This is a genomic window from Laspinema palackyanum D2c, from assembly GCF_025370875.1.
Classification (GTDB): domain Bacteria; phylum Cyanobacteriota; class Cyanobacteriia; order Cyanobacteriales; family Laspinemataceae; genus Laspinema; species Laspinema palackyanum.
This window is the reverse complement of record NZ_JAMXFD010000045.1, coordinates 1-25,208: the sequence shown is the minus strand read 5'-3', so window position 1 is coordinate 25,208 and position 25,208 is coordinate 1. Positions and strand designations below refer to the sequence as shown.

Sequence of the window (25,208 nt, the reverse complement as noted above, 5' to 3'; positions counted from 1 at the left end):
TAAATGGCGATTTTCTACAGAAGACGCTCGAATTAAATTGCATCACCTTTACCCACAATTTTAGCCTAGACACGCTACTACTTGCTATAATTCAAGAAAGCGTACCTCATCCACAAAATTCTATGGTTAATGCGGCTTACGATGATGTCTTGATCGCTGCTATAAACTTGTCTCCCCATTTACGAGTCATGTTAGCAGAACAGTTATTAAACAGTCTGGATACAGTAGAACAAAATGAAATCAATGCAGCTTGGGCAGAAGAAGCAGAAAAACGAGTGTTAGGTATTCAGGAAGGTCGAGTGACACGGATTTCTGGGTCAGAAGTTATGCAGGAGTTGCGGGAAAGACACCAAAAATGATTTATGATTTTCATCCCGCCGCAAAACAAGAGTTAAATGATACCGTTAACTACTACGACAACATCAATCCTGACTTGGGCGATGCTTTTTTAGATGAATTCGATCGCACTTTAGATCGCATCCAACGATTTCCTAAAGCTTGGTCGTTGTTATCGGCGAATACACGGTATTGCCGTATGGGACGTTTTCCCTATAGTATTATTTATCGAAATTCAAGAGGAAGAAACACTTTTAATTGTGGCAGTGATGCACTGGCAACGCAAACCCCTTTACTGGGAAAATCGACTTTAATCTTTCTGGTCGTTTCTATGAAAACTAACGTCCTTTCAATCCAGTTGTAATGGGTAGGGTGGGCATTGCCCACCAATTCGTCATTTCTCCTGTTCCAAAAACTCTCTACGAGTCACAATTAATGTTTGAGATTCAAATTGGGTTTTTAAGGATAATAAATCGCGATCGCCAGTAATTCAGAAATACGGCGTTAGCATCGATCGCTAATTCTAAAAATTTATTGTCCTCAACATCTCGACAAATCTCAACTTGAGATTCCACCTTGACCAATTGACTATAATGTTTGACGACTCTCAAGAAATCTTCTCGTTCTTCATCGGAAATATATTTATCAAATTTGCGTTTGTAAATCCTTGTTTCTAATTCTTGATAGGTTTCATCACTTTGAGCAATTTTAAAGCTCTCATAAACCCGATTTAAGACTTTTCGTGCAGTTCCTTCTGGACTCAAAACCGCACTAATTAAAACAGTGGTATCAATTACAATCAGCTTAGGATTCATCCGCCAGTAATTCCTGAAGAAATTTTTCAGTTAATCCTCTTTTTTGAGCATTTTTGCCAATGCGGTCGAACCCGGTCAACAAATCTTCTTCCCTGGCGTTTATTCGTTTATCAATTTCCTGTTTGAGTTTGATTTGCTCCTCTTGAGGAAGTTGTTTAACTAGAATTAAGATTTGTTCAAAAGTTAACGGGAGTTGATAGGTGCTGAATGTCATTGCCATCTCTTGGTCAAATACGGATATATAGCGGTGTGCAGTTGTAGGGTAAGCAATACCCAGCCAATCAGATCAACTTGCAGCAAAGTCAGTAAATTTTCGTTTATAAGGGGCTTTAAAAGCCAAAACGATATCCTGTTTAGGAACGCCAGCTTCTACTAATTCATTAGCCACTCCGATTTCCGTACCATCCCGTTCGATCCAAATTTTATCCTCTTTAATTTCTATGTAAATAATACAACCAAATACTCGCGTTAGCTCTTGCCAACCGATATTCATCACTTGATAGCGATCGCGATCGCGATCAAATAACAATTTAACTTCCGTCTGGCGATTCGAGCAATTTTTGACATGATTTTCCAAAATGTTTTGAACGATTTCTGGATAATTTAGTCTTTCCATAGAAGAATCTCCTCTTGCGCTGGATTAAAAATGAGTAACTTGAGTTGATATTCGCCAATGATTCTTTGAATAAACTGGCGACTAAAAAACTCATTATAAACATCTACTGGAATCGCTAAATACAAAATCCGATCGGGTTCGGTTAATCTCAATGCTGAACGGTAGTTGAGACATTGACCCAGAGCTAGGTGAAATTCAGTTACATCTGATGGGCCTAAAAAAGACTTGATCTCTACGGCTATTTTTTTACCTGTTTTTTCAGCAGCTAAAATTTTTTCTGCTGTTAGGTCTATGTAAAAATCAATATCCTCAACTTGAATAAATAGATTCTCGTCAGTAACTGTCCATTTATCTTTTTCGAGGGCGGTTTTAACAGTATTATGAAATATATCCTTAGCTGGCATACTCAAATCAAGTCTATTTTACCACTACTTATACCATAAAGCGATCGCCAACTAACGGAAAGATTACCAATGCCCACTCATTCCCACACCCAAGCCGTCCTCGACCACTACCAAAGAGCCTTAACCTTCTGCCCCCAACCCGCGAAAATCCAAGAACGGATCGCGGGTCTCCACTGGACCCTCTGGGATATGCCCCAGGCGATGGAACATTACCTCCGAGCCAAGGCGGTCAATCCCCAGAAAGTCGTAGAGTAAACATTGCCAGCCCTTTCAAGGTGGTGAGGAAATATCTACCTCACTCTCTACAACCTATCAAATAAATTCTGAAAAGGCTTTGCATTCTTCCATCGATAGGCATTAAAATCTCGATCATCAACCGAAAGAATTCGACCCTCTCCCAATTCCTCTGCCAAAATTACAAGGGAAGCATCGGCTAAATCCATTGGCAAATTTTGATATTTCTCTATCAAAAAATTAATTCGATTTAAATGAGTCTCTTGCAAATTGAATAACTGAAACCTTTGGGGATATTTTTGAAAAAGGCTGATTAACCTAAGCTGTTTTTGAACCCCTTGATAGGTATTTGCAGAACGATGCAAAAGTAAATGAGAAGTTTCTGTGAGAACAGACCAAGTGGTGATTAAAGGTTCATAAGCATATTTAGCTACAGTCTCTTGTGCGCTTTGGTAATATTGGTCTTTATCATTCAATAAAGCAACCCAAAACCCAGTGTCAACAATTATCATATTTAGAATCTAATTCTTCTTGGAGAACAGATTTGTAATTCGTAGAAAGATTTCGGTCGGCGCTGATACAGCCAATTAGTCCAGATTCTTTCAGAATATCTAGGGTACTCAGTTGATGATTGGGAGTGTGATTTGAGTGGATTGTTTGTTTTTCTGGGGTTGAATAGCGCTTTTTTAATAAATCAATAAAATCTAGGAGTAAAGATTGTGCTTCTTCAGGCAATTCATTAATATCTTTTTGGATTTGTTCGATATGAATCATGATTCTTTCCTTAATTTCAGTAAAGTCAGCCTACTCACACCACGTTGATTTTACCTCTATACTAATACCACAGCGCGATCGCCACCTCACAGCCAGATTACCAATGCCCACCCATTCCCACACCCAAGCCGTCCTCGACCACTACCAAAGAGCCTTAACCTTCTGCCCCCAACCCGCAAAAATCCAAGAACGGATCGCGGGTCTCCACTGGACCCTGTGGGATATTCCCCAGGCGATGGAACATTACCTCCAAGCCCACGCGCTCAATCCCCAGGCACAATGGCATCACTGGCGTTTGTACTTCGGCCTTCAACGCCTTGCGGGTCTGGAATCCCCTAGACTACTCGAATTTTGCCAACGCATCGTCGATCTTGTCAAGCCAAACTATCATCACTATCCCAATCGGGGTTTTACCCCGCTACTGCTTTCCACCGCCTATCGTTACTTGGGAGAGGGCGATGTTGCCACCCAAGGGCAAGCCCAACGCGCCCGGACAATCCTCCATCAGTCTTATCGCGCCATTTTAGAGCCTCATTATCCCGAACTGATTAACCATGCTTGGACAGAGCGACGAAATCACCCTCCCAACTTTCTCATCATTGGCGTTTGGAAATGCGGCACAACCTCCCTTTATCACTACCTGAGCCAACATCCCAAAATTCTGCCCACCCTCGCCAAAGAGCTGCACTACTTCACTGGCGTAACCCATTGGCAACAAGGGGAAACTTTCACTGATTATCTGGATTATTTTCCACCCATTGATAATCCAACTTACCAAACCGGAGAAGCCACCCCCGGATACATCATTCAACCCAACCTCGCCAAATATCTGCGCCACTGGTTTCCAGAAATTAAAATTATTATCCTGTTGCGAAATCCAGTCAAACGTGCCATTTCAGATTTTTATATGCGCCAAAGCCTCAGTGACCCGATTTTTGCCCAAACCCTTGACGGCATAGCTCACATTGATTTAGCCAAAGTCGATGCCATTGCCGACCAAATTTATGGCGACTTATAAACAGGAGTTAGCTGGCTTCAATGTTTACTCAAACAACAGGCGATTTATCGAACTGACATCAGTTTAAACTTAGCTTGTCACTTAGCCTTTAGTCAGTATATTCGCTATCTCCCCCAATGGTTTGAGCAGTTTCCCAGAGAACAAATTTTAGTCCTTCCCAGCGAAGACCTATTTCAGAATCCCCCGGGAACCCTGCAACAGATTTACAAATTTTTAGGACTAGAACATCACCCCTTACCAGAATATCGCAATCTTAATCAGCGAAAATATAACGCCATTAGCCCAGCATTACATCAACAACTGACCCAATATTTCCAACCCTATAACGAAAAACTGGAAGATTATCTAGGACAAAAATTTAACTGGTAGGGCCCACCTTCTCTAATAATCGTGTTCATCTAAACCGCTCCAAAATCTCTAAACCCCTCACCATATCACCCTATATTGCCAAGGCTTGAAAGCGTATCTGAGCATCAAACTCAGCCAGTGCCAGCGTCGAGAGTTCTTCCATCAGTTTATTGACACTGATGCCACGAGATTGAGCCAGTGCTTTGAGACGAGAATGTCTGTCCTCGAAAAGTGTGGGCTTTTCCAGTCGCTGCATTAGGATGACTTTATAAACAAGACGAATGGGTTGGCCTTCACATTTTTTATAGGTGTAACATCAAATCCCCTCCTCTTTTTCACGACTTCTCTACTATCTTAAACAATCAAATCATCAGGATTTTTCTTCCATTGCCACCCTTTCAACCGTTCATCAAAGCGTTAAGATAGGATTGGCCTGAACGCTCAATCAAGTCTTCCCCCTGAATATTTTCTGATGTCAAAGGCTGCTTCTCCTAAAATTAGTGTGATTATTCCCACTTATAACTGTTCTAATTACCTTCCTACTGCTGTCGAAAGCGTTTTAAGTCAAAATTATCGGAATACAGAAATCATTGTTATTGATGATGGGTCTACCGACGACACGGGCGATCGCCTGCAACCCTACCGCGATCGCCTGCGCTACTTCTACCAAACCAACCAAGGCGTCTCCGTTGCTCGAAATCACGGCATTCAGGAAGCACGGGGAGAGTTAATCGCCTTTCTCGATGCGGATGATTACTTCTTACCGAATAAATTAACCGCACAAGTTGCTTTATTTGCGGCGCAACCCCAACTCGGAATCGTTCACAGCGGTTGGCGGCGGGTCGATCGCCTGGGCAATCCCCTGATGGAAGTCACCCCCTGGGAAAAAGTCCCGGAACTCAATTTAGAATCTTGGTTGCGTTGGAAACCTGTGCTTCCCAGTGCGATGATGTTTCGTCGGGATTGGTTAATCCGTGCCGGAGGGTTCGATCGCCGATTTCCTCCCGCAGAAGATACCGATTTGGTCCTACGTCTGGCGCTGATGGGGTGTGAAGCAACTTGGTTGCGTCAGGTAACAGTTTGCTATCGTCAGCATCCGGGGAGTGCGATGTACAAAGGATTACCCCAGGCGAATTCTCTTGCCGCTGTGATGGATAATTTTTTCTCCCTGCCACAGATTCCGATGTCAATTCGGTTGATAGAAAAGCGAGTCCGTTACAATACTTTGGTGTGGATTGGATGGTATTTATATTGGACTGGACATCCACAGGAAATGGTCCAGTTTTTACAGAAGTCTTGGAATTATTCGCCTTATTTGCCGGTGGAAACAGTGGTGCATTGGGTGGAGAGTTTTGCCGAATTTTCGGGGGATGTGGGAGAGGTATTCGATGGCGATCGCCTTACCCAGTTACCCGAATGGGAGGGGTTAATACGTTGGGCGACTGGGGGGAACCGTTTTTTACTTTGAGCCAGGGTAAGTACAGGTTGCTGGATTTATAAGGAAAGAATTTTTCACCCGGCTTCTACTCAGAGTTGACGTGCTTGCTCTGTCTGGAGTAGAGCGATTGGGGACAACTTGCCTGACACCTGGGCAGGCCCTCGTCGCCACAGAGCCGGTCGCGATCGCCCACGATGCTCCTGTTTTGAGTACCCACTGGTGCCGTTGTTGACAATCTTGGGTAGGCATCCTGTTTGTTGAAACTGCCGATCGCCGCAACCAAATCGTTTCAGTCGTCAAGCGCGATTGCCGGTGATGATTCCATATTGCCGATTGTCGCTCCGCAGCGCTACGGGCAACGGTAACCCTTTTATCCGCTGCCATCGTTGCTGTGGGTTGTTGCCTAGCAACGTTGGGATTGACCACCCGGCGATCGCACTCGTTACCAGTTGGACTGATTCAGTTCTTTTCCCACTCCGACGAATTCCATTCAGCAGATGGTCACTCTGGGTTTCGATGACAACTTGCATACCGGCAGCCACCGCCAAGGAGAACAACTCACCCAGCCCAACAATCGCCTTGGAGTGTAGCTCCGTCTCAGGATGTTCCAGTAAAAGCAACGACCCCTTCGCTTAAGGCAACACGGAGGTGATTATCGACCAAGCGCGGGAATTGCGATCGCTGTGGGGATTGATTTCGGCTAACCATGCCTGAGCTTCCAGTTCCAAATCGAGGGATTCTAAAGAAGGATGCCCTAGCCGTGAAGTACCAATCTCGCCTCTAAGCTCCACCAAAGCAACACCTTCGGGACCCACATAACGAAAGCGATCGCCAAACAAACTTGCCCCATAGCCAGACTCATCAGGCCCCGAGACCAAACTCAAGACAGAAGCCGCTGGAGTTACGGCAAATTCCCAACAGGCATTTTGGCCATGTTCATCAACCAACTCAAATCCCAGGCTATCGGACTGAGCCTGCTCGCCTAACCCATCACCACCCGTGCCGATATTGGCTAATTCGCCATTGAGCGCCAGACCAACATCAGGAAGCACCCCGGCACAATACGATTGACGAAGCAGCAATAGAGATTGCAGCACCGAAGATTTGCTCGTATTGTTCACTCCCGTCAACAATGTCAGCGCCTTCAACTCAATCTACTGGTTCTTCCAGGATTTGAAATTTGTTAATCTCAGTTGAGATATTCGCTTGATTTGATTTTTCGTGAAGTTAGCAGCAACAGCCAATGGTACATTAATCATTTTCTGGCTCCTTTACTATTTTGGTCAGTTTTTGTTGAATCAAACCGGCAAATTCCAGCCATTCTGCACCACTAAATTTGGTTGGACATACTGGATTCTTCCCCGGATTTAGCCTTGGACAATGTAAAAGTAACTGGTCATATAAAAATACATCTTATACTGCTTGTCCAAACTGCCAGGGTTGTTCATAAATTTCTGCTGATAAAGCTCCTTTACTAGCTATCAAATTAAAATGAAGCAATGTAAGCAGACTTTTTTAACTGATTATTGGAAGTAGTAGTTGAGTGATTTTTGGCAACTCTTGTATGACAATGATTGGGGGATAGTGGAGAGTTAATTTCCCTCCACTATTATATCATTAAAGCCCTACCCAATAAGGTTGAATCCAAATCTTTTTGCGTTGTTGTTTACCCGGACCACAAGGAATTTCTTTCCAATGCCCTTTGCGGACATGGGTGCGTTGTTTGATTCCAGTAGGAGTGTGGGATTTCAGACTGGGATTTTGATAATGTTTCCCTAACATTCTAGGATAACGTTTTGGTGAAGTAGAATTTTTCGGGGGATGTTTTTTCCCAAAATCTTTGGTTACATCATCAACATCAGTAGAATCGACTAATTCAGGTTTATAGGCTAACAACATGAATATTTGAATGGTCAGACTACGCAATTGTTCAATGAACGTTTTTTCATCTTCGGTAATTGTTGCATTACCGAAGGCATAATCGTTATTAATTTTGATTTGACCATCCTCTAATCCTGTCCCTGAAAACCAAACCACATCACCCAGGTTGCAACAAAAACATATATGAATATTGACCTGATATTCTTGAGGTAAGTAGTGTAATGTTTTTCCATAACCTGATGCCGTTGATTGTTCTGGTTTGGATTTATCCCCCCAGTGTAATATAGCATATCTTATAGGATAACCATCTGGGGTTTTAAACCAAGACGGAAACAGTACCATAAGTGTATGCAAGGGAACGGTGTCAACTAATCCAGCAATTGCTGATAATTTATTGACATCAGTTTCTAATAAATCTTTGAGTAAATTACTTGACAAACAATAAACTGGTGAATCACTGAGAAACCAGAGAAATGTTCGGTGAGTAGTTAATTGCGAAGCTGCATCTAACCGAGTTTTTCCCAAATCGTCAACATCCATACACAAGGCCAATTCTGTAGCAATAGCACTCCATTTCCCAAATTCTTTAGGTAAATTATAATTCCGGTCTTTGAGAATAATTGGGAGCCATTTACTATTAGCTGCCCATTGTTTCAGCATTTTACTTTCTTTCAAGATAACCTCCTTGTAGGGTTGGATAAACCAACCCTAAAATAATTAGTTGTGGAAAACGTAGATACCATTGGGAGTTTCATCGATATAGAAACCCCCACCCAAATCCAATTCTCTACCTAAATATTCCCAATCAATGTATTGGGACCAAAACTCTTCTCTTGTCTGAAAACCTGACAAATCATAAAGTTCAGCAATGTAATCAGATTGAGCAAAATCTTTTAAGTCATCCCAAAATCCAATATAACTCTCCTGAAAATGCTCATGATTCGGCTCAACTTCTTTTTCTCGACAATATTGAATATAATATGAAATGGCTTGCTCCTCGTTGGGATTCTCTCCCAGTAACTGCCCCCAACGAGCAACGGTTTCAAGGCTTTCATACTCACTGATTCGGATTGAGCCAAAATTATCAAAGTCATGAATACTCCATTCTTCAGCATCGTTTACTGGTGAAGTTTCCAACATTTCTTGGATATCACTCAGAATATCATCAGAATCTTGAACTGCATCAATCCACCATCCATGAATAATCCCCTGGTTATATGCAGCCAAACAAGCCACATAAATCATCGGACTTGTTAATGGGGGTTCGGATACCCGACACCGCTCCCCTATCCTGCAATTTTCTTCTTCACCGGCAAGAGCAACCGCTAAATTAATTGCTCGTTCATCAGTTATTGCTTGTTTATCAGTTGTTGTGAGAATAACTGCATTTCCATCAGTTTCTGATTTGAGAGCATAAGCCACTTCACTAGCTGTTCTCGCTTCGGGAAACATTAATCCTTTATTTCTTCTCATGATGATATTTTGAAAAACATCAAAAACCAGAAGCGAGAGCCAAGTTTTAAGAAGATTTTGATTTAGACTCTAAATGTATTTTGCAAAAATCACCATAACATTTCCATGATTTTCCTTCTTTTCTCATCCAGACAGCATAGCCATCTCCTTGACAAGAAGTATTACGTCTACAACAAATTGAATAAAAACCTGAATTGTTAAGTGACAAAAAAGAAGCATTAAGTGGTCTAAATAAGTTCATTATTTTGCGGAGGTAAAGGTAGGGGTCATTGATTGATGACCCCAAGGGTGGAATTAATTATTGTTCAGATTCAGTTTCAAGTTCATGAGGAAATAATTGCTGAGTGATAGCTTTGTGGAATGCTTCATCAGTAGGTTTCTCCAGGACACCTTTGCAGTACAAAAGTCTGAGTTGGATGTCTCTTCCACCTCGACAAACTTTTTCATCATTTGCAGAATGGCAAAGATGTTGGCCTGTCCCCTTAACCAAATTCATAAGATATTCGGTATATCGTTCAGGTTCTAAAGGAATAGGGTTTTGTCCAGCAAAGGGACAAGTTTGACAAGGAGCCGATTGTACTGGCATTTGTCGTAAATCTTTGAAATGTTTTTGTTGTAAACTCATCAGACTTTCTCCTTTCAATTTATTCAATTTAACTAAATTATTGAGTTAAATCCTCAAACATTTGGACATAATCTGATTCTGTATTAACAGATGGTAAGTAATCATCTGTTAATTGGCGATCGCTAATTTGTCCTAGATGTTGTTCAAGAGAAGAAGTGACATTAGTGCAAGAATTTCCATGACCAGTGGAAATTACTTTTTCCTCAATAGTTCCATCAGGTTTCACCGTCATTTGGATTTGAATACGTTGCATGGTGTTCTCCGTATAGGCCGGGAATCATTTAAACCGGCAAAGCCATTACATTCCGACTTCGAGGTGATGTAATGACAAAATTACAGTTACAGTCCAAGTTTTTGTTTGAGGTTATCTTCCAGATGATTGGCAAATGATGACCAATCTGTTACTTTCAAGATAATTGCTCGTCTAAATTCCCACCGAATAATACCTACCACTGAATTAGGTATCAAATCCTTATTACAATAAGGTTCGATGAATTTTGGACTATAATATTGATATGAGGTTAGGACTGCTTTAAACACCTCATTTTCTTCTAAAACCTGTCTATTACCGACTTTTGCTAAGAAATAGTCTTCCAGGCTGTTGCGGAATTCATACATGGTTTTTTTCATAAGGATTGATTAACTCCAAACAACGATATAGACGTTCACCTTGATAATGTTCTGCATTGGTTGCATAATGTGCATTCAACCACTGAATCAAACTGCTATATCCTTTAAAAGGACCATAACAATGGGTCAAATACTTATTTTTTCCAATAAAAACAATCATCTCCTCTTTATTTTCAGATGATAAAGGTAATGGTTTGGGGTCAGGATAGTCAGGTGGAATTAAGCCAAAAATCTCATGTTTCACCTGAATATCTGGCTGAAGATTTAACCAAGCTACTACCTTATCCATTTCAGGAAATGGACCAAAACATTTGGAGAATTTTTGTGAGTAAGCTAGAACAACAAACATTTTTACCTCCTTTCTGATAAAGACTTTAACCATTGAACAGATTCATCGGGTAGGTCAAACCATTCACCATGTTGACGAAATTGTTTGAATTGTTGATGAAGTTGTTTCTCCAATGTAACTGAATCACCAGTTGAAATAGAGCAAATCAACTCCAGTTCTTTAGAATTCATCGTTGAAAGTTGACGTAATCGACGCTTTAAATTATTAGTGCGACCGATTTTGACTAAATTGCCACTGCGGATAACGTAAACAAAACCGTGAGTTTCAGAAGTAGAATTGCCAGGAAATTGGCCGGTAGTGATTTTCTGGAGTTTATCAAGATTAAGTTTGATGCTGAGTTCACCGGCCAGTAATTGAGAAGGATTTTGTGGATATGTCAGTCCCAGTAAATCTTGTTGTTTCAGTAACTCCAAACTGGATTGAATCTGAGACCTACTCGAACGCATTAATTTTTCTAAGACCTTGAGACTTGTCTTGACTTCACCATCAGTTGATTCACTCACCAAAATATCCAATAAACAGCAGGCTTGGAAGTCTGGATAGATTTCACCTGCATCGTAGCGATAAATATGCCAGAACCAAGAAGAACAAACCATGATGAGCTTGAGAGACATCAAAGGTTTAAGCGAGAGCAAGGAAAAAAGGATTCAATCAGGAGAATAATAATCCCATCTGGGAGGATAATCAATTTGTTCTATTAGATTCCAGCCTTGTTTTTGGAGATGATTTCGCAGATGTGGGTTATCACAGTTTTCTACCATTACTGGATAAGGACTATTTGACCGACAGAATTGCAGAAACTGTTTCCCTAATCCTTGAAATCGATATTCTTCATCAACCTCAATAGCTGCAATATCCAAAAATTGTTGAACCTGATTATTATATTTTCTCCAAGATAATCTCAGATAAACTTTTATCTTCTCATCACTTATCCATCTATTCTTAAGCAAACGGGTCTTGGACAAAAATTCAAAAAACTGAGCTTTGATTTCTTCTGATAGTTCCATTGTTTTGCTGGTAAAAAAAAGAGATAGAGCGGAATTAACCGCTCCAGAATATCTTAAATAACTTGGTCAAGGATTAGTTTAGCAATAAGCTCTTTATTCGGAATCCACAGACCTTGTTTACCCTGACAAGGAATCGGGTCAATTTTCTGAATGTTTTCCAATTGCCAAGCAAATCGACCGGGTTGCCAATTTCCGCAAAGTCTTTCCAATTCTGATTGTTGTTCAATAAATTCCTCCGTCATCAAAACACAATCAGTTAATTTGGCGATCGCCACTATCTTACCCAAATCCTGAATAAAGTCCAAATTAGAAACATATTGAAGGAAAGGTTCAAGTTCTGATGGATAGACTGGACGTTTGGCTGCATGAATTAACAGAAGTCCTCTGTAATTAGTGTACCAACTTCGAGTTTCAATTTGTTTGAATTTATGAGCAATTAATCCCGCCCAAGGTTGCCAAAGAGTAATGGCACGAATTTCTTGTAATTGTTCTAGGGTCTGTGACATAAAATCCTCCTAAATTGAGGCAGGTTTTCCCTGCCCCCAAATCTACTATTCTTCAGCTAAATCTTCCGTTCCATCATCATCTGATTCCTCATCAGAATCAGACTCAGAATCAGCAGAATCAACAGAATCATTATCTTTAACAATGATACCGAAATTGAGACCCGCTTCTTCAAAATTATATTCAAAGCCAACAATTTCAGCATCTTGATGAACCTTCATTAAGAAGTCACGAAATTCTGGTGGAATACGAAAATATGCAATTTTGCATTTGCGGACAATAACTTGATATTCAAGTTTGGCATCATCAGGAATGGGTTGACCATTGAGATGAATCAATTGAACTTCAATAGCTTCGGGGTCAAATACTTTGATATGTGTTGGTTGAGGTAGTTTGGTTGGTAGTTTGGTTGGTAGGTTGGTCGGTAGGTTGGTCATCATCATAATCTACTTTCCTCCGTTTAGTTAAAACAGACTTAATTGTTGACCGTGAAATCCTTGAAATCGTTTAGGAGGTGATTGAGTCTGAACTGACTTAACTTCTTTTGACGATTTTACCTGTTCTAAGACTTCACCAAAGCTATAAGCATAACCATCGGATTTATGCAAATGACGACAATATTTGTAACTGATTCCTTGAACCGTATCAGTTTTGGTTTTAATGTTGAAGTTCCCTGTTTTGCGAACAGCTACTCTTCCAACATAAGTACCTACCTTTTTACCTTTAGTAACAACAGCTTTGACAATATCGCCAGTTTGAAACCCGTAGAATGATTTCTGCCTGAGTTTGGGAGAAGTACGAGGAAATCCATATTTGTCAGGCTTAACCATTTGACGAGAACCTCTGCCCATAGCCTTAATAATCAATGGCTGATAACCTGTAACATTAAGAGTATCGGGAGTGGAATCTCCAACACAAGCAGCATCTGTCCAATGACTTTTGCTAATCCTTAAACGTTGCCGATTGTATTTGGTCAAACCACCTGAACCCAATTCAACAGGTAAGCCAGTATTTTCAAGAATTTGCTTAAGTTTCCACCGAGTAGCATTGACCGCAGCAGCATCAGCTAATGGTTTCCTGCGTTGCTTATCGATTTTGGTCAAGATATGTAAGCGGTCACTCAAAAACTCAGCAGGTAATTTATTGCTTTTAGCTTGATTGCAATCAACACAAGACAAAACTAAGTTGGAAACTTTGTCTGAACCTCCTTTAGATTTAGGATAAAAGTGGTCAATGTTAAAAGGTTTATCAGTTGCTCCGCAGTAAACACAGGTATGGTTAAACTTTTCAAGTAAATATTGTCTAACTTCGTACCCCAAAAGTTCACCACGCTGATACTCAACTCCTTTCACTTCAGGATTCACCATTTTCTGAGTGTCAAACTTAACCAGTTCTTGGCTAATTGCGTTGACCGGAGCCAGTTTACACAAACGATTCACCCATGTCTGAATGTTGTAAACCCGAGACATTAGACTAGGAGGTAACCAGCCTTCAGGACGACGACGATTAAGAAATCTCGGTTTACGGTATCTGGTTTTACGTTGTCTACGATTTCGGCGTTGTTGTCTTCTGCTAGTCAAAGAATCTCTGATAGCAAAACCCCGATGTTCTAGTTCAGCCGCCCAGCCGATATTTGTATCTGAGACTAAAGCTAAACCTGTGAATTTTGCACCTGGGTCTATTTTAATCCTTAATTCTTTTACTTTATCAGTGGATTCTCCTTTGAGAATAATTGTGAATGGATATTGACGAAATACTGCTGCTTTTCCTGAAGAAAGTAACTTTCTAGCAACAGCCGGGTGAACTGGATTACAAGGATTACGATTGACATCCAGAACAAAAACTGCATTTTTGGTGGACATTGAAAACTCCTATTTCTAGGGTAAAGTTCAACGAGTCAAAGTTATCTAGGCTTGTCATATCAGCCACACTGCCTAAACCCAAATCGGACGTTTAATGACTGACAGCAGAGCCAAAAACTGTTGAAGCATTCTTGGGTGCTATGACCTAGATAACGTAGTCAGTTAAGACTTAGACGGGTCAACTATGGACTTTTACAAGCCCCCACTATAATCTAAGATTTAGTGGTGGGTCGTTGACCAGTTGCTCCTAAATAAATTGTGGGTTAGTTGAGGTAGGTTGGTCATCCTCATAATCTCTGCGCCCTCGGTCTGGTGCAGCTATCTCAATAAGATAGATTCTGAGATTGATTATGAGATTAATTGATGGAAACAATAAACTAATCGTGGTGAGCAGCGGAAAAAATCTCATTTTGGTAGATACAATGCAATTTTTCTTTGATGTAATCAGCTTGATAGGGCTGAAGTTTCATCACATAACCCGTATGCTGATTATGTTCACGAAAATCATGATTTGGATTATTCTGTTGATAATCCCGACAAATCTTGATATATTCGTTCATCAATCCGGTAAATTCAATGAAAGCGTGACAGTTGGTGGCAATAGCCTTTTGATAAAACTCACTTGAGGCTTTTTGCATTAATTCCAATGATTCTTGTGGAGTTAATTCATTAGTTGATTTGGTTGATTTGGTTGATTTAGGCATGATTTGATGATTTGGTTGATGTATGATTGATGGATTTGAGGAAAGTGACAATACTTTCCTCAATTAGAGGTGAATTCCTTAATTGTTCAAAGGTATCAACCCATTCATTCGTTGAAATTCTTTATAGTCAAATATTTCAAAGAACGAACAAGAATTGGCATAAGTTGGGTCTGGGTTTTCCAGAGGTTGTTCAGTTTCACTAACCCCAGGATGTTGACAGTCCCAACCCTTTTTTTCTTCAGGTTCTTCAAAGGTTGTTTCATTATGCCATTTATAGCATGAAACACAATCAAAACAGGATTTGGTTCGTTGTTTGGTTGGTTCTACTGTTAACATAATATCGGTATGTAAACTCCACCAATTTAAGCGATAGCCATTTGATTTGAGGAAAGTAACAGTTAACAAGAAGTAACCATCAACTTTCCTCAATAGATTTAGAGATGAAGCCGGGGGGTGCAAATGAGGTTAATCCAGTGCTGCTTCATGGATTTTTAGTGCTTCTAGGTATTCTTTGGTTGCAGCGGTGACTTTATCATCCATTTGGTCTTCAAACTCATGAATAGCTTGATAATCAATTGGTTCATAAAATTCACATTGGTTTGCTAGTTCTTCTGGGTCTTCGACATCTGATAATGGGTCATCTGGGTTATTAGAAACGATTTTTGGATGATTACATTCCCAGCCTGAATCTTCAGGTTCCCAGAAAGTTTGGCTTTGATGCCATTGTTTACAGTGTTGACAGTCTAAACAAGATTTAGTCATTTTTCTTTTTTCTGTATTTTTAGGTAAATTAGGCATATAAGGCATCGGTAACTAATTGTCTAATTAGTTCATCAGCCCTATCATTCCCCTGTTCTTTTAGCCAGAACAAAGCATCTGCTAAATCAGTGTAAAGCACTCTGTCCTGTTCTAATTTACTATTAGTTTCCAGGATTGCTTGTTTTAACTCGTCAACAGTAATCTGAAGTGCTTGGGCAATGGGACGAAGGTCGTAACAGAATCCAATACCAGGGTTGTCTTTTCCTGTAATTTGAATGTTGTGAAAAGTGAAAATTGTATGTTTGGTCATTGAAATAGGCAGGAACGACCTACCCAAACGTTATTAAGGTTGATAAACTTCTCGGGCTTTAACAGTAGTTAATTTGTTGTTAGATTCTTTAATTACGACCAATAAAGAATCCAGAACAATATCAACTTGTTGTTGAGTTAAACCAATTGTTTGTCCATCTGAAGTAGTAGCTACAGCGAGAACATTGCCACATAAGACAATGATTTCATCAATGTTTTTGAGATTTCCCACCACACAAGTAGGAGGAAATGATTTTAAAAGGAATTCATCATCGCAAACCAAATCTATGTTAGGGTCTGAAAAAAGTTTATAAACGTATTCAACTGAAGCCGAATCACCTTCTTCCCCAACTAGATTTTGCATAGGTTTTAATTCAAGTTCCTCATCGTTAGTGCGTAAGGTAACTTTGCCGGGTTGAATTAGTAAGAACATGATTAGATTTTAGAAACATCAACACAAGAAGCGAGAGCAACAGACTATTGATTTTGAAGAGGTAACCAAACATATAAATAAACAAAAACAATAAATTGGTCCATAATTTCAACATCCCGAGGATTATCCAAATTAAGTTGACAAAGATTGCACTGGTTTGAGCGATTGAATTCAGCAATGAGTTCGGCATTTTTAGCACATTCTTTTAGAAATTCAGGAAATTTCATAGTCAAAGCAGGAGCGACCTGCTAAATACGCTATTAATCGACTTTAGTTAATACAGATGCTCTAGGAGCATAATAGACATCTTTTTCCCCTCCGCGTTTTAAAGGAATAACTACTTTGACAAGATATCGTTCGTTTTTGGAACATTCGGAGGGATTGAATTTTAGTTGACTTGGTTTCAACTCAGCCAACCAAGGTTCTTGCAGAATCGGGACACAATAACTTGGTAGAAATGAATAAATTGTCCCAGTTTTCTCAACCATTGAGCCTTGACTGGCGGATTCCCAAGTCACTTTAGTTTGTTCAGAATACATAAAAACCTCCATTGTTGCAGGAGCGACCTGCTTGTACGCTATTGGGGGCTGGTGTTAATTCTTCAACTCTTGATATTCAGACCAAGACATTGCTGAAGAATAAGGATGTTGTTGTTTAAATTGTTCAATTGCTGTTTGCCACATTGCATCCCCGATATAAGGTTGACGAATCAGAGTAGCGCAATTGCATCTGTCCGAATAACAGGTTAAGCGTGGAATACTACCTGATAAACCGGCATAATCAAATACTACCAAATGTTTTACTCTCCTATTCCTTGAATATTTCAATAGCTGTTGAGTTGGCATTTTCATCTTTAGAGAGGGCTGCTAAACCTGACTCAAATATTTTGACTCTTAGAGCTTCAGCTTCCTCATTATCTTTATCCAAGAAATCGTTCAATTCTTTTGCATTCTTGAAATTTGCTAATTCTGGTAATTCATCTTCATCCAAATCAAAATTACTAAACCTGAATGCACAAACTTTTTTCTCAACAACTACATCAGTAACTTCATTAGTAACTTCATTCGCGACATCAACAGAATCAACGGCAACTTTGTTGGCAACCTCATCAGGAACATCAACATTTAGGGGAAAAAATTGCTGAATAATATGCTTAACCCTTTCTTTTTCCAGGAATCCAGATAAGACTTCTGCAACACAAATCTCTAATGATTGATATTCGGGAAATTTGCCTTTATCAAACAAAATCTCAATCAATTGTACAAAGGCTTCGTCGGCAGTAAAGTAGGTCATAGTTTTGTTGGTTTTTGTGGTCAATGGATGTTTACTTTTATTGATGGAAACTTGTTATGGCCATATCTTGACACCATGCAATAACGGATAACCAATTTTTTGCGGACATATTAGAATCATCAATTTCAGAAACAGGTTTTATCACCGGGTCTGCCAATACCCTTTTTAGAATTATATCTCCTGTTGAAATTACTAAGGAATTTTCATTGGTTGAACATTCTGCCCATAAAAGATTGGATGCTCGATTTGCACAAAATCCTATAAGAAGAGTCCATGATTTGGGTGAAATCTTGCTGGCAACTTCTTCTATTTTAGCTAACTCTGGAGGAATTGTATCTAAATAAAATCCTAATGCTTTAGTCATTGGTTTTCCTTTTTATGAACGATTAAAACGATTGAACAAACCCGATTAAACAGTTTTCAACTATTTTCAGGTATTTCGATTATGTAAATATCAAATAACTGATAAACAGCATTCAATAAATTATCAATGGACATTTTAGCGATTTGTCTTTCAATATATGCTTGGGTATCGATATCATTATCATCAAGAGAGAAATTATCTGATATCATAACCAATTCTTGCAGAGTAATTTCTCCAGTTTTGACATAATCGACTAACCATTTTCTGATTTCATCAGGTTGAACTTGACGTTTTTCAGGATGTTGCATTTCGAGCATTAGACCGTTCCTTGAGTTTATGGAGTTGATAGGCCGGAAATAGACCGCCCCAAAAGATTACCTACTGATTAGACCCAACCTGCCATTACCAAACGAACCGAACCATCTTCAAGAGTTTCTTGGGATTCAATTTCATATCCCTTTTCTTGAGCATAATTCAGTACCACATTTTGGGCATAGCTTTGATTTATTTGCTGGATAAATTCTTTTTGAAGGTCAACACCCCAGAAGTCCGCCACCATTTCATAAATTTCCCCAGTTTTCAGGAAACCGATATCGTATCCATTTTGGCGTTTGATGACATAATCAGCCGTAGTTGTAATTCCTTGGTAGCCTCTGACTATGCTGTTGCGTTCAACAACATAATTTAGTTGTTGAAGAGTTTGCTGGAGAATATTACCGTTTTTGATTTGAGTTTTGATTGTTGTAAAGTGTGACATTTTGACTCCTCTTTTGAGTTTGTTTCCGGTACTGAAGATTTGGTTAAGGCAGGAATTGCACCTGCCCAAGTTTAGTTAAGAGATTGGAGGTAGTTTAACAAAATCAGCATGAATGACATTAGGTTGAGTTTAAATCATTGGCATTTTAGGTGATTGAGTCGAATCAAATTCAGAAGCATATTGTTGGTTATAATTTTCGGGAAATTGTTGTCTGAGAATTTCTGGTGGAAGGAGTTTTAGATTTTCTATTTCCAGATAATTGTCTCGAATATACTCGTAACCAAAACCTCCTTCATTTTCGTCATCTGAAAATGATTCAACATAAATCACTGTAGATTTATAAAAAATCTTCAATTTATATTCATCAAGACGAATTGGACTTTTAACATCTACCAAGTAATCTAAGAAATAATTCCAGTTTTGGAATAGAAAGGTTCCTAGAGAAGATGAGACTTTGATTCCTGTTTCGGGCTTGATATTCATTGACTTGATTTTTCCTACATATCACTAACAAAAGCGAGAGCCTAAAATTCTTCAATTTTTATGGCCGTAACATAAGCATCTCCATCATTCTTCAAAGATTTCACAGCCAATTCCAATAATTTAGTTTTCAATGCACCGGCTGCTTCAGAATCTTGATTTAAGAACTGGTTTAATTGTTCAACAGATTGAAAGTTATCAATTTCATCAAACTTTAAATATCCAGAACTTAATTGAAAGTAGAACACTTTTGATATTAGTAAATCTCTGGTAATGAGTCAAGTAGTTTTTAGGCTACTTGACCGGGAAGTTAATCCAAAGTTTTGAGTGATTGTTCAAGTTGAGTTAACTCTTGCTGCAACCTTTGTTTTTGCTCAATAATTTGTTGTTTGAGTTGCTCTTTCTCTTGAGTTTTCATCCATTCTTCCAGAGCAGTACGTTCGTTTTGAATCCTTTCGTTTAGTTCATCATCAGTTTCTAGCCGGTCGTACCTGACCTCATACTGATAATCTTCATAGGTGACTGGAACATAATTCAGTGTTACATTTTTATATTCCCCATATTTCGCCTGAAGTTGTTGGATATATTCAAAAACTTCATTCAAAATACCGATTGGTTCATCAATTGGTTCCTCAATTGTAATTATTTGTCGTTCAGTATTTACTTGAGGTTTTTCTAATTTACTAGACATTTGTCATTTCCTGAAACAGCATCAAACACAGCGAAAGCAAATAATCAAACAACTTTTGATTCTGATTCTTCTGATTCTTCCAAAACTTCTCCTTGTTCTTCTGACCAAAATTCAGCAAAACTGACTTCAAAGTTGCCTGATTCTTCAGTTAATTTAATTAATTATTCTTTGAGGTCATCATCATTCCAAACCTGTTCAGCATCATCAATTTGGGCAAGTTGAGGAACTTTATCTGAACTGATTTCCATAGTTTGGGTAATTTCTACTCGAATATTTTTGGTAGTCATGGTAAATTTTCTTAAGTAATTTACTGAACACTTGTCTGAATCAAAATAGTCAAGTATTGATTAACCAAACTATTCTAATTTTAAGATATTCTCGAATTAATCACAATCTACTTCAATGCGATAATCTTGTAATTGTTGAGTTGATTGTTGAGAGAAGGAGGCACTTCTAGCACCAGACTTGGAAGCCCAATCACGAAGATGTTGAATTTTGTCAGAAGCTATTTGTTGTAAAGGAACAGTAGAGGCGATCGCATTGAGTAAATCGGTCTCAGTAAATTCTTCGTCACGAGAAAACCCGAACTGCATACCATCATAAATTGCTTGTTCGATTTCTGCCCCTGAGAAATCTTTAGACCTTGAAGCCAATAAATCTAAATCAAATTGGCGATCGCTGCGTAATCGGGTCAAGTGGACGTTAAAAATAGATTTACGGTCTTCATGACTGGGCAAATCTACCCAAAAGATTTCATTTAGCCGACCTTTGCGAAGAAACTCAGGTGGAAGCAGTTCAACATTATTGGCGGTGACTACGATAAAGACCGGAGCAGTTTTTTCTTGCATCCAAGTGAGAAATGTACCGAATACACGCTTAGATGTTCCACTGTCACCTTCACCACCACCAGAACTGAACGCTTTCTCTGCTTCATCTAGCATGAGAACACATGGACTGATAGCCTCAGCAATTTGAATAGCCTGCCGGGTACGAGATTCAGATTCACCAACGATACCGCCAAACAGCCGACCAACATCCAAGCGTAACAGAGGCAGTTTCCATTCGTGAGCAATGGTTTTAGCGGCGAGAGATTTTCCAGTTCCCTGAATTCCTGCCAATAACACACCTTTGGGCATGGGTAAACCATAATCACGGGCTTTTTCCGAGAAACTACCGCTTCTTGAGCGTACCCATAGTTTGAGATTGTCTAAGCCGCCGACTGATTCTAAGCCTCGGTCACAGTTAATGAATTCGAGGATTTCTGTTTTGCGGATTGTTGAGCGTTTTTCGTCAATTACTTCATCAATAACTGCTGGTGTGATTGAATGATGTTTTACCAAAGACTTTGCCAGTACACGCTGGATGCGAATTCGAGTCAAACCTTGACACGCTTTACCCAATCTTTCCCGGTCCTCTGGAGATAGCTTAATTTTTTTCCCCACCAATGTATCAATGATTTGGTGAATTTCATTTAAAATAGGTAGACTGAAGTCTATGATTAATGCTTCTTCTTCTAGTTCTTTGGGCAGCAGCACATCATGATTCAGGAGAATTAGACAGCGCCTATCGCGACTCATTTCCCGAGCCAGATTCTTTATTTCGCGAACTATCGGAATCTGTGCCATTGTCAATTTTCCGTTCAGGGGGGCTATGACATTCGCCAAATCCTTCATTACGAACAAAGTTGCTTGTTCTGGTGGAGCCGATGCTACCCGATTCAGTGCTTGCATCGGATTTCCTTTATCTTTACCTGAATCGCTCCACCCTCTTGAAAAATCCCAAAAATATATTTGTCTTTTTTTCTCAGTGGCTTCGATTAGAGTTTCTTCGGCAATCTCTTCATCTTTTGCCACTGCATAAATCAATGAATATCTCGCCTGTAAAACTGTCCTCAATTCTGCAATTATTTCCATATCTCTCCTGCTTCCCCTGATTTTGGTTAATTTACTTATTCTTTTTCTGGTGTAGTGGATTGACGCGGTGGTAGATTGTAACACCGTTCCAGTCGTTGAACTGATTGATTATATTTTCTGATGACCTGATTATTATCCAGATAATTGATTAAGGCTTTTAAGTGGTTAAGGATTTCAATTTTTGATTGTGCCTTAACAATTTGCTCTTGATAACCCCAATCATTTTGCGGATTTTTCAACCCTAATTGAAGATTGGACTGAACTTTTTTTATCTCCGCTAGAATTTCTGCCTTCAAAAATAGGTATTTTTCTGCTTCTTTCACTTGGGCTGGCCCCTGTAATTACTTCAGTAATTGCTGTGTGTTTAGTTTGAAGGGCAGTCCCAATAACTGCCCCTCTATTTTTCTGATTCTAGGCTGTTTGTTTTTCCTTTTTACCCTTTGACCCCTTCTTTGATTCCACTTCTGTAAATTCCTCATCATCAATAACAGAATCAAGAACAGAAACAGAATCAAGAACAGAAACAGAATCAGAATCAGAATCAATGAGTTGTTTATAGTGGTCGATTTGGGAATTAAGAACATCAACGAGATGATTGAGTTCTTGATTATCGGCAAGAAGTTGGTCTACATCTACATCAACTTCAAGACCCCCAGATTGACGAGATTGGCTTTGAAGTTGAGTAATTGTTTCGTGTGCTGTAGCCAATTGTTGTTTGACTTCGGCTAACTGTTGTTGAATAACCTCTTTTTCTCCTTGAGACTGTTGTAGGGTTTGAATTTGTGATTGCAGGGCTTCAACTTCTTGTTCACGAGTGGATAGGGAACCCGAGAGTTTAGCGATTGACGATTCAGCCTCATTCAATTCTTTAAGACGTTCTGATGCGATCGCCAATTGTTCGACTAAATTATTCCGCTCCGACATCAAACTATCCAAACGTTTCTGAAATTCTTCAGAATCAGACAGCTGCTGCTTATTGAGTTGCATATAAGCATCTTTAAGTTCAGTTTGTTGCCGTTCGTACTGTTTTTGATAGAAGTCTAGTTCCAACTGCATTTTGGGAAACTCTTTGAGTTGTTGGCGCAGAGTATCATTCTCGATGCTGAGTTGACGTAAGCGATCGCCACTGATAGCGGTATCAGCCGTTTGATAAGCCATCCGATACGCTGCCGTCATCAGTTGTTTAGAAATAGCTAAGAATTCTTCGGGAATTTCCTCATCTGCAAGTAATCCATCATCGACTGATTCCAAAATAGCCGATACTAAATCCTTGTCATCTTTTCCTTCTTTCAGTGCTGCGGTGTTATCTTTGCGCCACTCTCTCAAGAAATTACAGACATCAGTGGCTGACCCCCCTACTCCATATATTTCTTTCAGCGCTAGTTGAACCGTCCGGTTCCGGATTGCGATTCGGTTGGCTTGCAGCACGTCACACGCCATATCCACCATCTGCCGGTTTATTCCTTTGGCTGGTACCACTTCTGGATTTATATCAAATCCGCTTAACTCTAACTTTGTCCAGGTCGTTGGTAATTTTTTCATGATTTTCTCCTGTTTCTCTAGCTTTTTACCACTCTAACCTTAATTTACCATAGCTTACCTAAAATGGTAAGTAAATTTTTGTAAAGAAAGATTATTAAAGAAAAAAGTCAATGATTAGGGTTATGCGGTCCAAGTGAGCATTTAAAACATTTAAAGTGCAGGTTTCTGAAGAGACTGAAGACCTAACTGAAAACTTGACTGAAGACCTAAAAGCTATACACAGCAGGAATTATGAAGAGTCTGAAGACTACACTCTCTAAAACTTAGCTCAGAAATTAAATGAATAAAATCCCAGGTAAAAACTAAAAAAATGAAAACCTAGACTAGATTTGAACGCTCAGGGCGGGCAAATACTGAAAAACCTTGCTAAACAAGACTTGTAGGTGTTCAGCAAGGTCTTCAGACCGGTGTTCAGTTAGGTATTCAGTCAAAAGGTTTAGTTAAAGGCGATAGTTGTCCATTTTAGGAGGGTGAGTCAGGAGGGTCCAGCATATCTGCAAGAATCCGGAGAATTCGAGCAATTTGATTAAGGGAATAGGTTCCTTCAAGATTAAGTTCAAGTGGACGAGATGTTTGCTGGGGGGGTATCACAAAGGTCTCAGGGCTGGTGTTGGACTGGAGATATGCTTTTAAATCCGACAGTGTTTTCCCGGATAACTCAGCAATTTTCTCCAGATATTTCTCCGAGGGCTCCCATTGACAATTTTCCCATCCAGATATCGTTGGATGGGATACACCAAGAATTTTCCCGAACTCCCGTTGACTTTGCCTTCCGCGAAGGTATTTCAATAAGTCGGCTAACCGCTGTTGTTCCTCAAAATCCACGATAGACGCTGCCCTCATCCTTAATTCTCCATAACATTACAAAACTTTACTAAAACGACCCTTACCGGGATTGACGGATAGCTGGAATATTTGGTAAGCTGTGGTCAATATCACAAGAAGTAGGCCCTCCACCCGGAGAGAAAGAGGTCCCAGATGAAACAAAATAGAAGCAGTGGAGAAATGAAACTGAAAAAGACGAGCTTCAATATTTCTCCAGAAACAAAACGGAAAATTGAAGTAATTTCGGCTTTAGAACAAAAAACTCAATCTTTGGTTATCGCCAACATTGTGGATTTTTACCTAACCAACCAACCAAATTTATTTGATGGTTTAGTTTCATAGTGGCCTAGTGGCCTAACACAATATTGAGGGTGTTGACAATGAGTATGAGGAAAAATCTACAGGTAAATCGCTGTGACTTACAGTGGGCGCAAAAACTGGTGACAGAAAATCATTATCTGCACCGCCCGGTAGACCGGAGAGCATTACCGTTTGCATACCAGATTGCATTAAACAATAAACCAGTGGGGTGTATCATCATGGCGATTCCTCATTGGAACAAACAACGTGATTTGTTCACAACTCAGGAAAGATGGCTGAAGGGCGATCGCCATCTGTTGACAACTTGGCAAGTGCTATTGATTAGCCGGTTGTGGATTATTCCCGAACTTCAACAGCCCCAGCCCAATGGACACGCCAACTGTATTGCTAGTTGTGCGATCGCCAAAATGCTTAAACAGGTACAACGCTGGTTGACTGACAAAAGTTAAGAATGAGGGCTGAAAGCTTTACATTCAGGGATTTTTAGCCTGGGGCTTGAAAAG

The 25,208-nt window shown here is 39.7% G+C and carries 44 protein-coding genes and 1 pseudogene; 7 read left to right on the top strand and 38 right to left on the bottom strand.

Going from position 1 to position 25,208, the window contains the following annotated elements:
- Both NG795_RS27265 and NG795_RS27260 read left to right on the top strand, forming a co-directional pair.
- A partial coding sequence (locus NG795_RS27265; RefSeq protein WP_367291753.1) for an addiction module protein occupies nt 1-359 on the top strand: 359 nt, incomplete at its 5' end.
- Complete coding sequence (locus NG795_RS27260) at nt 356-700, top strand: type II toxin-antitoxin system RelE/ParE family toxin (RefSeq protein ID WP_367291752.1); 345 nt, start codon at nt 356-358, stop codon at nt 698-700. The genes NG795_RS27265 and NG795_RS27260, both read left to right, overlap by 4 nt.
- A gap of 82 nt (nt 701-782) precedes the next feature.
- Here NG795_RS27260 and NG795_RS27255 read toward each other — a convergent pair whose 3' ends face one another.
- The 4 genes from NG795_RS27255 to NG795_RS27240 form a co-directional block, all read right to left on the bottom strand.
- Nucleotides 783-1,151: a putative toxin-antitoxin system toxin component, PIN family gene (locus NG795_RS27255; RefSeq protein WP_367291751.1), complete on the bottom strand. Its 369-nt coding sequence runs from the start codon at nt 1,149-1,151 to the stop codon at nt 783-785.
- Entirely contained in the window at nt 1,141-1,365 is a 225-nt protein-coding gene (locus NG795_RS27250) for a hypothetical protein (RefSeq protein ID WP_367291750.1), read from the bottom strand. Before NG795_RS27250 ends, NG795_RS27255 begins: the two co-directional genes overlap by 11 nt.
- Before the next feature lie 72 nt (nt 1,366-1,437).
- Nucleotides 1,438-1,767 carry a XisI protein gene (locus NG795_RS27245; RefSeq protein WP_367291749.1) on the bottom strand — a complete coding sequence of 110 codons (330 nt, stop codon included), beginning with the start codon at nt 1,765-1,767 and terminating at the stop codon, nt 1,438-1,440.
- Complete coding sequence (locus tag NG795_RS27240) at nt 1,755-2,171, bottom strand: XisH family protein (RefSeq protein WP_367291748.1); 417 nt, start codon at nt 2,169-2,171, stop codon at nt 1,755-1,757. The genes NG795_RS27245 and NG795_RS27240 overlap by 13 nt, the downstream gene beginning before the upstream one ends.
- Before the next feature lie 69 nt (nt 2,172-2,240).
- Between NG795_RS27240 and NG795_RS27235 the strand changes: the two genes are divergently transcribed.
- Nucleotides 2,241-2,426, top strand: coding sequence for a hypothetical protein (locus NG795_RS27235; protein WP_367291747.1), 186 nt, complete (start codon nt 2,241-2,243; stop codon nt 2,424-2,426).
- A 47-nt stretch (nt 2,427-2,473) separates the two neighbouring features.
- On the opposite strand, the gene NG795_RS27230 is transcribed toward NG795_RS27235, so the two are convergent.
- Entirely contained in the window at nt 2,474-2,917 is a 444-nt protein-coding gene (locus tag NG795_RS27230; protein ID WP_367291746.1) for a type II toxin-antitoxin system VapC family toxin, read from the bottom strand.
- Nucleotides 2,904-3,179: a DUF2281 domain-containing protein gene (locus tag NG795_RS27225; RefSeq protein WP_367291745.1), complete on the bottom strand. Its 276-nt coding sequence runs from the start codon at nt 3,177-3,179 to the stop codon at nt 2,904-2,906. The genes NG795_RS27230 and NG795_RS27225 overlap by 14 nt, the downstream gene beginning before the upstream one ends.
- Between NG795_RS27225 and NG795_RS27220 the strand changes: the two are divergent.
- Nucleotides 3,178-4,566: pseudogene (locus NG795_RS27220) on the top strand (sulfotransferase family protein). The gene NG795_RS27225 and the pseudogene NG795_RS27220 sit on opposite strands and share 2 nt — an antisense overlap.
- Before the next feature lie 70 nt (nt 4,567-4,636).
- Here NG795_RS27220 and NG795_RS27215 read toward each other — a convergent pair.
- Nucleotides 4,637-4,801, bottom strand: coding sequence for a hypothetical protein (locus tag NG795_RS27215; protein ID WP_367291744.1), 165 nt, complete (start codon nt 4,799-4,801; stop codon nt 4,637-4,639).
- A gap of 216 nt (nt 4,802-5,017) precedes the next feature.
- On the opposite strand from NG795_RS27215, the gene NG795_RS27210 reads away from it, so the two are divergent.
- A complete protein-coding gene (locus NG795_RS27210; protein ID WP_367291743.1) occupies nt 5,018-6,013 on the top strand; it encodes a glycosyltransferase in 996 nt (331 codons plus the stop codon).
- A 266-nt stretch (nt 6,014-6,279) separates the two neighbouring features.
- Here NG795_RS27210 and NG795_RS27205 read toward each other — a convergent pair whose 3' ends face one another.
- From NG795_RS27205 to NG795_RS27055, 31 genes are all read right to left on the bottom strand, one after another.
- Nucleotides 6,280-6,603, bottom strand: coding sequence for a hypothetical protein (locus NG795_RS27205; protein WP_367291742.1), 324 nt, complete (start codon nt 6,601-6,603; stop codon nt 6,280-6,282).
- Between the two features lie 12 nt (nt 6,604-6,615).
- Nucleotides 6,616-7,104, bottom strand: a complete 489-nt coding sequence (locus tag NG795_RS27200; protein ID WP_367291741.1) for a hypothetical protein — start codon at nt 7,102-7,104, stop codon at nt 6,616-6,618.
- Nucleotides 7,105-7,600: 496 nt separating this feature from the next.
- Nucleotides 7,601-8,539 carry an AcrVA2 family anti-CRISPR protein gene (locus tag NG795_RS27195; RefSeq protein ID WP_367291740.1) on the bottom strand — a complete coding sequence of 313 codons (939 nt, stop codon included), beginning with the start codon at nt 8,537-8,539 and terminating at the stop codon, nt 7,601-7,603.
- A 42-nt stretch (nt 8,540-8,581) separates the two neighbouring features.
- Nucleotides 8,582-9,337: an antirestriction protein ArdA gene (locus NG795_RS27190; protein ID WP_367291739.1), complete on the bottom strand. Its 756-nt coding sequence runs from the start codon at nt 9,335-9,337 to the stop codon at nt 8,582-8,584.
- Nucleotides 9,338-9,635: 298 nt separating this feature from the next.
- Entirely contained in the window at nt 9,636-9,962 is a 327-nt protein-coding gene (locus NG795_RS27185; protein ID WP_367291738.1) for a hypothetical protein, read from the bottom strand.
- Nucleotides 9,963-9,999: 37 nt separating this feature from the next.
- Nucleotides 10,000-10,215, bottom strand: a complete 216-nt coding sequence (locus tag NG795_RS27180) for a DUF2997 domain-containing protein (RefSeq protein WP_367291737.1) — start codon at nt 10,213-10,215, stop codon at nt 10,000-10,002.
- Nucleotides 10,216-10,301: 86 nt separating this feature from the next.
- The gene (locus NG795_RS27175; protein WP_367291736.1) at nt 10,302-10,592 is read right to left on the bottom strand and encodes a hypothetical protein; all 291 of its coding nucleotides are present in this window, start codon (nt 10,590-10,592) and stop codon (nt 10,302-10,304) included.
- Nucleotides 10,573-10,941 (bottom strand): hypothetical protein, encoded by a 369-nt coding sequence (locus tag NG795_RS27170; protein WP_367291735.1) that lies wholly within the window; start codon nt 10,939-10,941, stop codon nt 10,573-10,575. Before NG795_RS27170 ends, NG795_RS27175 begins: the two co-directional genes overlap by 20 nt.
- Before the next feature lie 2 nt (nt 10,942-10,943).
- Entirely contained in the window at nt 10,944-11,555 is a 612-nt protein-coding gene (locus NG795_RS27165; protein WP_367291734.1) for a GIY-YIG nuclease family protein, read from the bottom strand.
- 33 nt (nt 11,556-11,588) lie between these two features.
- A complete protein-coding gene (locus NG795_RS27160) occupies nt 11,589-11,948 on the bottom strand; it encodes a hypothetical protein (RefSeq protein WP_367291733.1) in 360 nt (119 codons plus the stop codon).
- A 53-nt stretch (nt 11,949-12,001) separates the two neighbouring features.
- On the bottom strand, nt 12,002-12,454 hold the full coding sequence (locus tag NG795_RS27155; RefSeq protein WP_367291732.1) for an ASCH domain-containing protein: 453 nt from the start codon (nt 12,452-12,454) through the stop codon (nt 12,002-12,004).
- A gap of 45 nt (nt 12,455-12,499) precedes the next feature.
- Nucleotides 12,500-12,895, bottom strand: coding sequence for a hypothetical protein (locus NG795_RS27150; protein WP_367291731.1), 396 nt, complete (start codon nt 12,893-12,895; stop codon nt 12,500-12,502).
- Between the two features lie 21 nt (nt 12,896-12,916).
- Nucleotides 12,917-14,314 (bottom strand): RNA-guided endonuclease IscB, encoded by a 1,398-nt coding sequence (gene iscB, locus NG795_RS27145; protein WP_367291730.1) that lies wholly within the window; start codon nt 14,312-14,314, stop codon nt 12,917-12,919.
- A gap of 377 nt (nt 14,315-14,691) precedes the next feature.
- The gene (locus tag NG795_RS27140; protein WP_367291729.1) at nt 14,692-15,018 is read right to left on the bottom strand and encodes a hypothetical protein; all 327 of its coding nucleotides are present in this window, start codon (nt 15,016-15,018) and stop codon (nt 14,692-14,694) included.
- 78 nt (nt 15,019-15,096) lie between these two features.
- Nucleotides 15,097-15,354 (bottom strand): hypothetical protein, encoded by a 258-nt coding sequence (locus tag NG795_RS27135; protein ID WP_367291728.1) that lies wholly within the window; start codon nt 15,352-15,354, stop codon nt 15,097-15,099.
- Nucleotides 15,355-15,483: 129 nt separating this feature from the next.
- Entirely contained in the window at nt 15,484-15,816 is a 333-nt protein-coding gene (locus NG795_RS27130; RefSeq protein ID WP_367291727.1) for a hypothetical protein, read from the bottom strand.
- Nucleotides 15,809-16,087 (bottom strand): hypothetical protein, encoded by a 279-nt coding sequence (locus NG795_RS27125; RefSeq protein WP_367291726.1) that lies wholly within the window; start codon nt 16,085-16,087, stop codon nt 15,809-15,811. The genes NG795_RS27130 and NG795_RS27125 overlap by 8 nt, the downstream gene beginning before the upstream one ends.
- A gap of 33 nt (nt 16,088-16,120) precedes the next feature.
- Nucleotides 16,121-16,519, bottom strand: a complete 399-nt coding sequence (locus tag NG795_RS27120) for a DUF3846 domain-containing protein (protein ID WP_367291725.1) — start codon at nt 16,517-16,519, stop codon at nt 16,121-16,123.
- Between the two features lie 260 nt (nt 16,520-16,779).
- Nucleotides 16,780-17,058 (bottom strand): hypothetical protein, encoded by a 279-nt coding sequence (locus NG795_RS27115; RefSeq protein WP_367291724.1) that lies wholly within the window; start codon nt 17,056-17,058, stop codon nt 16,780-16,782.
- A 268-nt stretch (nt 17,059-17,326) separates the two neighbouring features.
- Nucleotides 17,327-17,812 carry a hypothetical protein gene (locus NG795_RS27110; RefSeq protein ID WP_367291723.1) on the bottom strand — a complete coding sequence of 162 codons (486 nt, stop codon included), beginning with the start codon at nt 17,810-17,812 and terminating at the stop codon, nt 17,327-17,329.
- Nucleotides 17,813-17,849: 37 nt separating this feature from the next.
- Entirely contained in the window at nt 17,850-18,176 is a 327-nt protein-coding gene (locus NG795_RS27105) for a hypothetical protein (protein WP_367291722.1), read from the bottom strand.
- Between the two features lie 56 nt (nt 18,177-18,232).
- Nucleotides 18,233-18,493, bottom strand: a complete 261-nt coding sequence (locus NG795_RS27100; protein ID WP_367291721.1) for a hypothetical protein — start codon at nt 18,491-18,493, stop codon at nt 18,233-18,235.
- Nucleotides 18,494-18,561: 68 nt separating this feature from the next.
- Nucleotides 18,562-18,933 carry a DUF1257 domain-containing protein gene (locus tag NG795_RS27095; RefSeq protein WP_367291720.1) on the bottom strand — a complete coding sequence of 124 codons (372 nt, stop codon included), beginning with the start codon at nt 18,931-18,933 and terminating at the stop codon, nt 18,562-18,564.
- Between the two features lie 129 nt (nt 18,934-19,062).
- The gene (locus NG795_RS27090) at nt 19,063-19,416 is read right to left on the bottom strand and encodes a hypothetical protein (RefSeq protein WP_367291719.1); all 354 of its coding nucleotides are present in this window, start codon (nt 19,414-19,416) and stop codon (nt 19,063-19,065) included.
- A 41-nt stretch (nt 19,417-19,457) separates the two neighbouring features.
- Nucleotides 19,458-19,661, bottom strand: coding sequence for a hypothetical protein (locus tag NG795_RS27085; protein WP_367291718.1), 204 nt, complete (start codon nt 19,659-19,661; stop codon nt 19,458-19,460).
- Between the two features lie 62 nt (nt 19,662-19,723).
- Nucleotides 19,724-20,104 carry a hypothetical protein gene (locus NG795_RS27080; protein WP_367291717.1) on the bottom strand — a complete coding sequence of 127 codons (381 nt, stop codon included), beginning with the start codon at nt 20,102-20,104 and terminating at the stop codon, nt 19,724-19,726.
- 161 nt (nt 20,105-20,265) lie between these two features.
- On the bottom strand, nt 20,266-20,391 hold the full coding sequence (locus tag NG795_RS27075) for a hypothetical protein (RefSeq protein WP_367291716.1): 126 nt from the start codon (nt 20,389-20,391) through the stop codon (nt 20,266-20,268).
- Between the two features lie 96 nt (nt 20,392-20,487).
- Nucleotides 20,488-22,017: an AAA family ATPase gene (locus tag NG795_RS27070; protein WP_367291715.1), complete on the bottom strand. Its 1,530-nt coding sequence runs from the start codon at nt 22,015-22,017 to the stop codon at nt 20,488-20,490.
- Between the two features lie 35 nt (nt 22,018-22,052).
- The gene (locus tag NG795_RS27065; protein WP_367291714.1) at nt 22,053-22,340 is read right to left on the bottom strand and encodes a hypothetical protein; all 288 of its coding nucleotides are present in this window, start codon (nt 22,338-22,340) and stop codon (nt 22,053-22,055) included.
- A gap of 88 nt (nt 22,341-22,428) precedes the next feature.
- Nucleotides 22,429-23,559: an AAA family ATPase gene (locus tag NG795_RS27060; RefSeq protein ID WP_367291713.1), complete on the bottom strand. Its 1,131-nt coding sequence runs from the start codon at nt 23,557-23,559 to the stop codon at nt 22,429-22,431.
- A gap of 462 nt (nt 23,560-24,021) precedes the next feature.
- Nucleotides 24,022-24,402: a helix-turn-helix domain-containing protein gene (locus tag NG795_RS27055; RefSeq protein WP_367291712.1), complete on the bottom strand. Its 381-nt coding sequence runs from the start codon at nt 24,400-24,402 to the stop codon at nt 24,022-24,024.
- A gap of 135 nt (nt 24,403-24,537) precedes the next feature.
- Between NG795_RS27055 and NG795_RS27050 the strand changes: the two genes are divergently transcribed.
- Nucleotides 24,538-24,726: a hypothetical protein gene (locus tag NG795_RS27050; RefSeq protein WP_367291711.1), complete on the top strand. Its 189-nt coding sequence runs from the start codon at nt 24,538-24,540 to the stop codon at nt 24,724-24,726.
- A 38-nt stretch (nt 24,727-24,764) separates the two neighbouring features.
- A complete protein-coding gene (locus NG795_RS27045) occupies nt 24,765-25,154 on the top strand; it encodes a hypothetical protein (protein ID WP_367291710.1) in 390 nt (129 codons plus the stop codon).
- Nucleotides 25,155-25,208 lie beyond the last annotated feature (54 nt).

Excerpts from the sequence above, each read along its gene's own strand:
- NG795_RS27245 (WP_367291749.1), bottom strand. The coding sequence starts at position 1,767 with ATGGAAAGACTAAATTATCCAGAAATCGTTCAAAACATTTTGGAAAAT.
- NG795_RS27135 (WP_367291728.1), bottom strand. The coding sequence starts at position 15,354 with ATGTTAACAGTAGAACCAACCAAACAACGAACCAAATCCTGTTTTGAT.
- NG795_RS27175 (WP_367291736.1), bottom strand. The coding sequence starts at position 10,592 with ATGAAAAAAACCATGTATGAATTCCGCAACAGCCTGGAAGACTATTTC.
- NG795_RS27235 (WP_367291747.1), top strand. The coding sequence starts at position 2,241 with ATGCCCACTCATTCCCACACCCAAGCCGTCCTCGACCACTACCAAAGA.
- NG795_RS27050 (WP_367291711.1), top strand. The coding sequence starts at position 24,538 with ATGAAACAAAATAGAAGCAGTGGAGAAATGAAACTGAAAAAGACGAGC.
- NG795_RS27215 (WP_367291744.1), bottom strand. The coding sequence starts at position 4,801 with ATGCAGCGACTGGAAAAGCCCACACTTTTCGAGGACAGACATTCTCGT.
- NG795_RS27095 (WP_367291720.1), bottom strand. The coding sequence starts at position 18,933 with ATGTCACACTTTACAACAATCAAAACTCAAATCAAAAACGGTAATATT.
- NG795_RS27110 (WP_367291723.1), bottom strand. The coding sequence starts at position 17,812 with ATGACCTACTTTACTGCCGACGAAGCCTTTGTACAATTGATTGAGATT.
- NG795_RS27210 (WP_367291743.1), top strand. The coding sequence starts at position 5,018 with ATGTCAAAGGCTGCTTCTCCTAAAATTAGTGTGATTATTCCCACTTAT.
- NG795_RS27255 (WP_367291751.1), bottom strand. The coding sequence starts at position 1,151 with ATGAATCCTAAGCTGATTGTAATTGATACCACTGTTTTAATTAGTGCG.
- NG795_RS27140 (WP_367291729.1), bottom strand. The coding sequence starts at position 15,018 with ATGCCTAAATCAACCAAATCAACCAAATCAACTAATGAATTAACTCCA.
- NG795_RS27060 (WP_367291713.1), bottom strand. The coding sequence starts at position 23,559 with ATGAAAAAATTACCAACGACCTGGACAAAGTTAGAGTTAAGCGGATTT.
- NG795_RS27125 (WP_367291726.1), bottom strand. The coding sequence starts at position 16,087 with ATGACCAAACATACAATTTTCACTTTTCACAACATTCAAATTACAGGA.
- NG795_RS27185 (WP_367291738.1), bottom strand. The coding sequence starts at position 9,962 with ATGAGTTTACAACAAAAACATTTCAAAGATTTACGACAAATGCCAGTA.
- NG795_RS27260 (WP_367291752.1), top strand. The coding sequence starts at position 356 with ATGATTTATGATTTTCATCCCGCCGCAAAACAAGAGTTAAATGATACC.
- NG795_RS27225 (WP_367291745.1), bottom strand. The coding sequence starts at position 3,179 with ATGATTCATATCGAACAAATCCAAAAAGATATTAATGAATTGCCTGAA.
- NG795_RS27155 (WP_367291732.1), bottom strand. The coding sequence starts at position 12,454 with ATGTCACAGACCCTAGAACAATTACAAGAAATTCGTGCCATTACTCTT.
- NG795_RS27130 (WP_367291727.1), bottom strand. The coding sequence starts at position 15,816 with ATGCCTAATTTACCTAAAAATACAGAAAAAAGAAAAATGACTAAATCT.
- NG795_RS27115 (WP_367291724.1), bottom strand. The coding sequence starts at position 17,058 with ATGTATTCTGAACAAACTAAAGTGACTTGGGAATCCGCCAGTCAAGGC.
- NG795_RS27100 (WP_367291721.1), bottom strand. The coding sequence starts at position 18,493 with ATGCTCGAAATGCAACATCCTGAAAAACGTCAAGTTCAACCTGATGAA.
- NG795_RS27250 (WP_367291750.1), bottom strand. The coding sequence starts at position 1,365 with ATGACATTCAGCACCTATCAACTCCCGTTAACTTTTGAACAAATCTTA.
- NG795_RS27120 (WP_367291725.1), bottom strand. The coding sequence starts at position 16,519 with ATGTTCTTACTAATTCAACCCGGCAAAGTTACCTTACGCACTAACGAT.
- NG795_RS27080 (WP_367291717.1), bottom strand. The coding sequence starts at position 20,104 with ATGTCTAGTAAATTAGAAAAACCTCAAGTAAATACTGAACGACAAATA.
- NG795_RS27165 (WP_367291734.1), bottom strand. The coding sequence starts at position 11,555 with ATGTCTCTCAAGCTCATCATGGTTTGTTCTTCTTGGTTCTGGCATATT.
- NG795_RS27105 (WP_367291722.1), bottom strand. The coding sequence starts at position 18,176 with ATGACTAAAGCATTAGGATTTTATTTAGATACAATTCCTCCAGAGTTA.
- NG795_RS27170 (WP_367291735.1), bottom strand. The coding sequence starts at position 10,941 with ATGTTTGTTGTTCTAGCTTACTCACAAAAATTCTCCAAATGTTTTGGT.
- NG795_RS27160 (WP_367291733.1), bottom strand. The coding sequence starts at position 11,948 with ATGGAACTATCAGAAGAAATCAAAGCTCAGTTTTTTGAATTTTTGTCC.
- NG795_RS27230 (WP_367291746.1), bottom strand. The coding sequence starts at position 2,917 with ATGATAATTGTTGACACTGGGTTTTGGGTTGCTTTATTGAATGATAAA.
- NG795_RS27045 (WP_367291710.1), top strand. The coding sequence starts at position 24,765 with ATGAGTATGAGGAAAAATCTACAGGTAAATCGCTGTGACTTACAGTGG.
- NG795_RS27150 (WP_367291731.1), bottom strand. The coding sequence starts at position 12,895 with ATGATGATGACCAACCTACCGACCAACCTACCAACCAAACTACCAACC.
- NG795_RS27075 (WP_367291716.1), bottom strand. The coding sequence starts at position 20,391 with ATGACTACCAAAAATATTCGAGTAGAAATTACCCAAACTATGGAAATC.
- NG795_RS27240 (WP_367291748.1), bottom strand. The coding sequence starts at position 2,171 with ATGCCAGCTAAGGATATATTTCATAATACTGTTAAAACCGCCCTCGAA.
- NG795_RS27090 (WP_367291719.1), bottom strand. The coding sequence starts at position 19,416 with ATGAATATCAAGCCCGAAACAGGAATCAAAGTCTCATCTTCTCTAGGA.
- NG795_RS27180 (WP_367291737.1), bottom strand. The coding sequence starts at position 10,215 with ATGCAACGTATTCAAATCCAAATGACGGTGAAACCTGATGGAACTATT.
- NG795_RS27055 (WP_367291712.1), bottom strand. The coding sequence starts at position 24,402 with ATGAGGGCAGCGTCTATCGTGGATTTTGAGGAACAACAGCGGTTAGCC.
- NG795_RS27070 (WP_367291715.1), bottom strand. The coding sequence starts at position 22,017 with ATGGAAATAATTGCAGAATTGAGGACAGTTTTACAGGCGAGATATTCA.
- iscB (WP_367291730.1), bottom strand. The coding sequence starts at position 14,314 with ATGTCCACCAAAAATGCAGTTTTTGTTCTGGATGTCAATCGTAATCCT.
- NG795_RS27190 (WP_367291739.1), bottom strand. The coding sequence starts at position 9,337 with ATGAGAAGAAATAAAGGATTAATGTTTCCCGAAGCGAGAACAGCTAGT.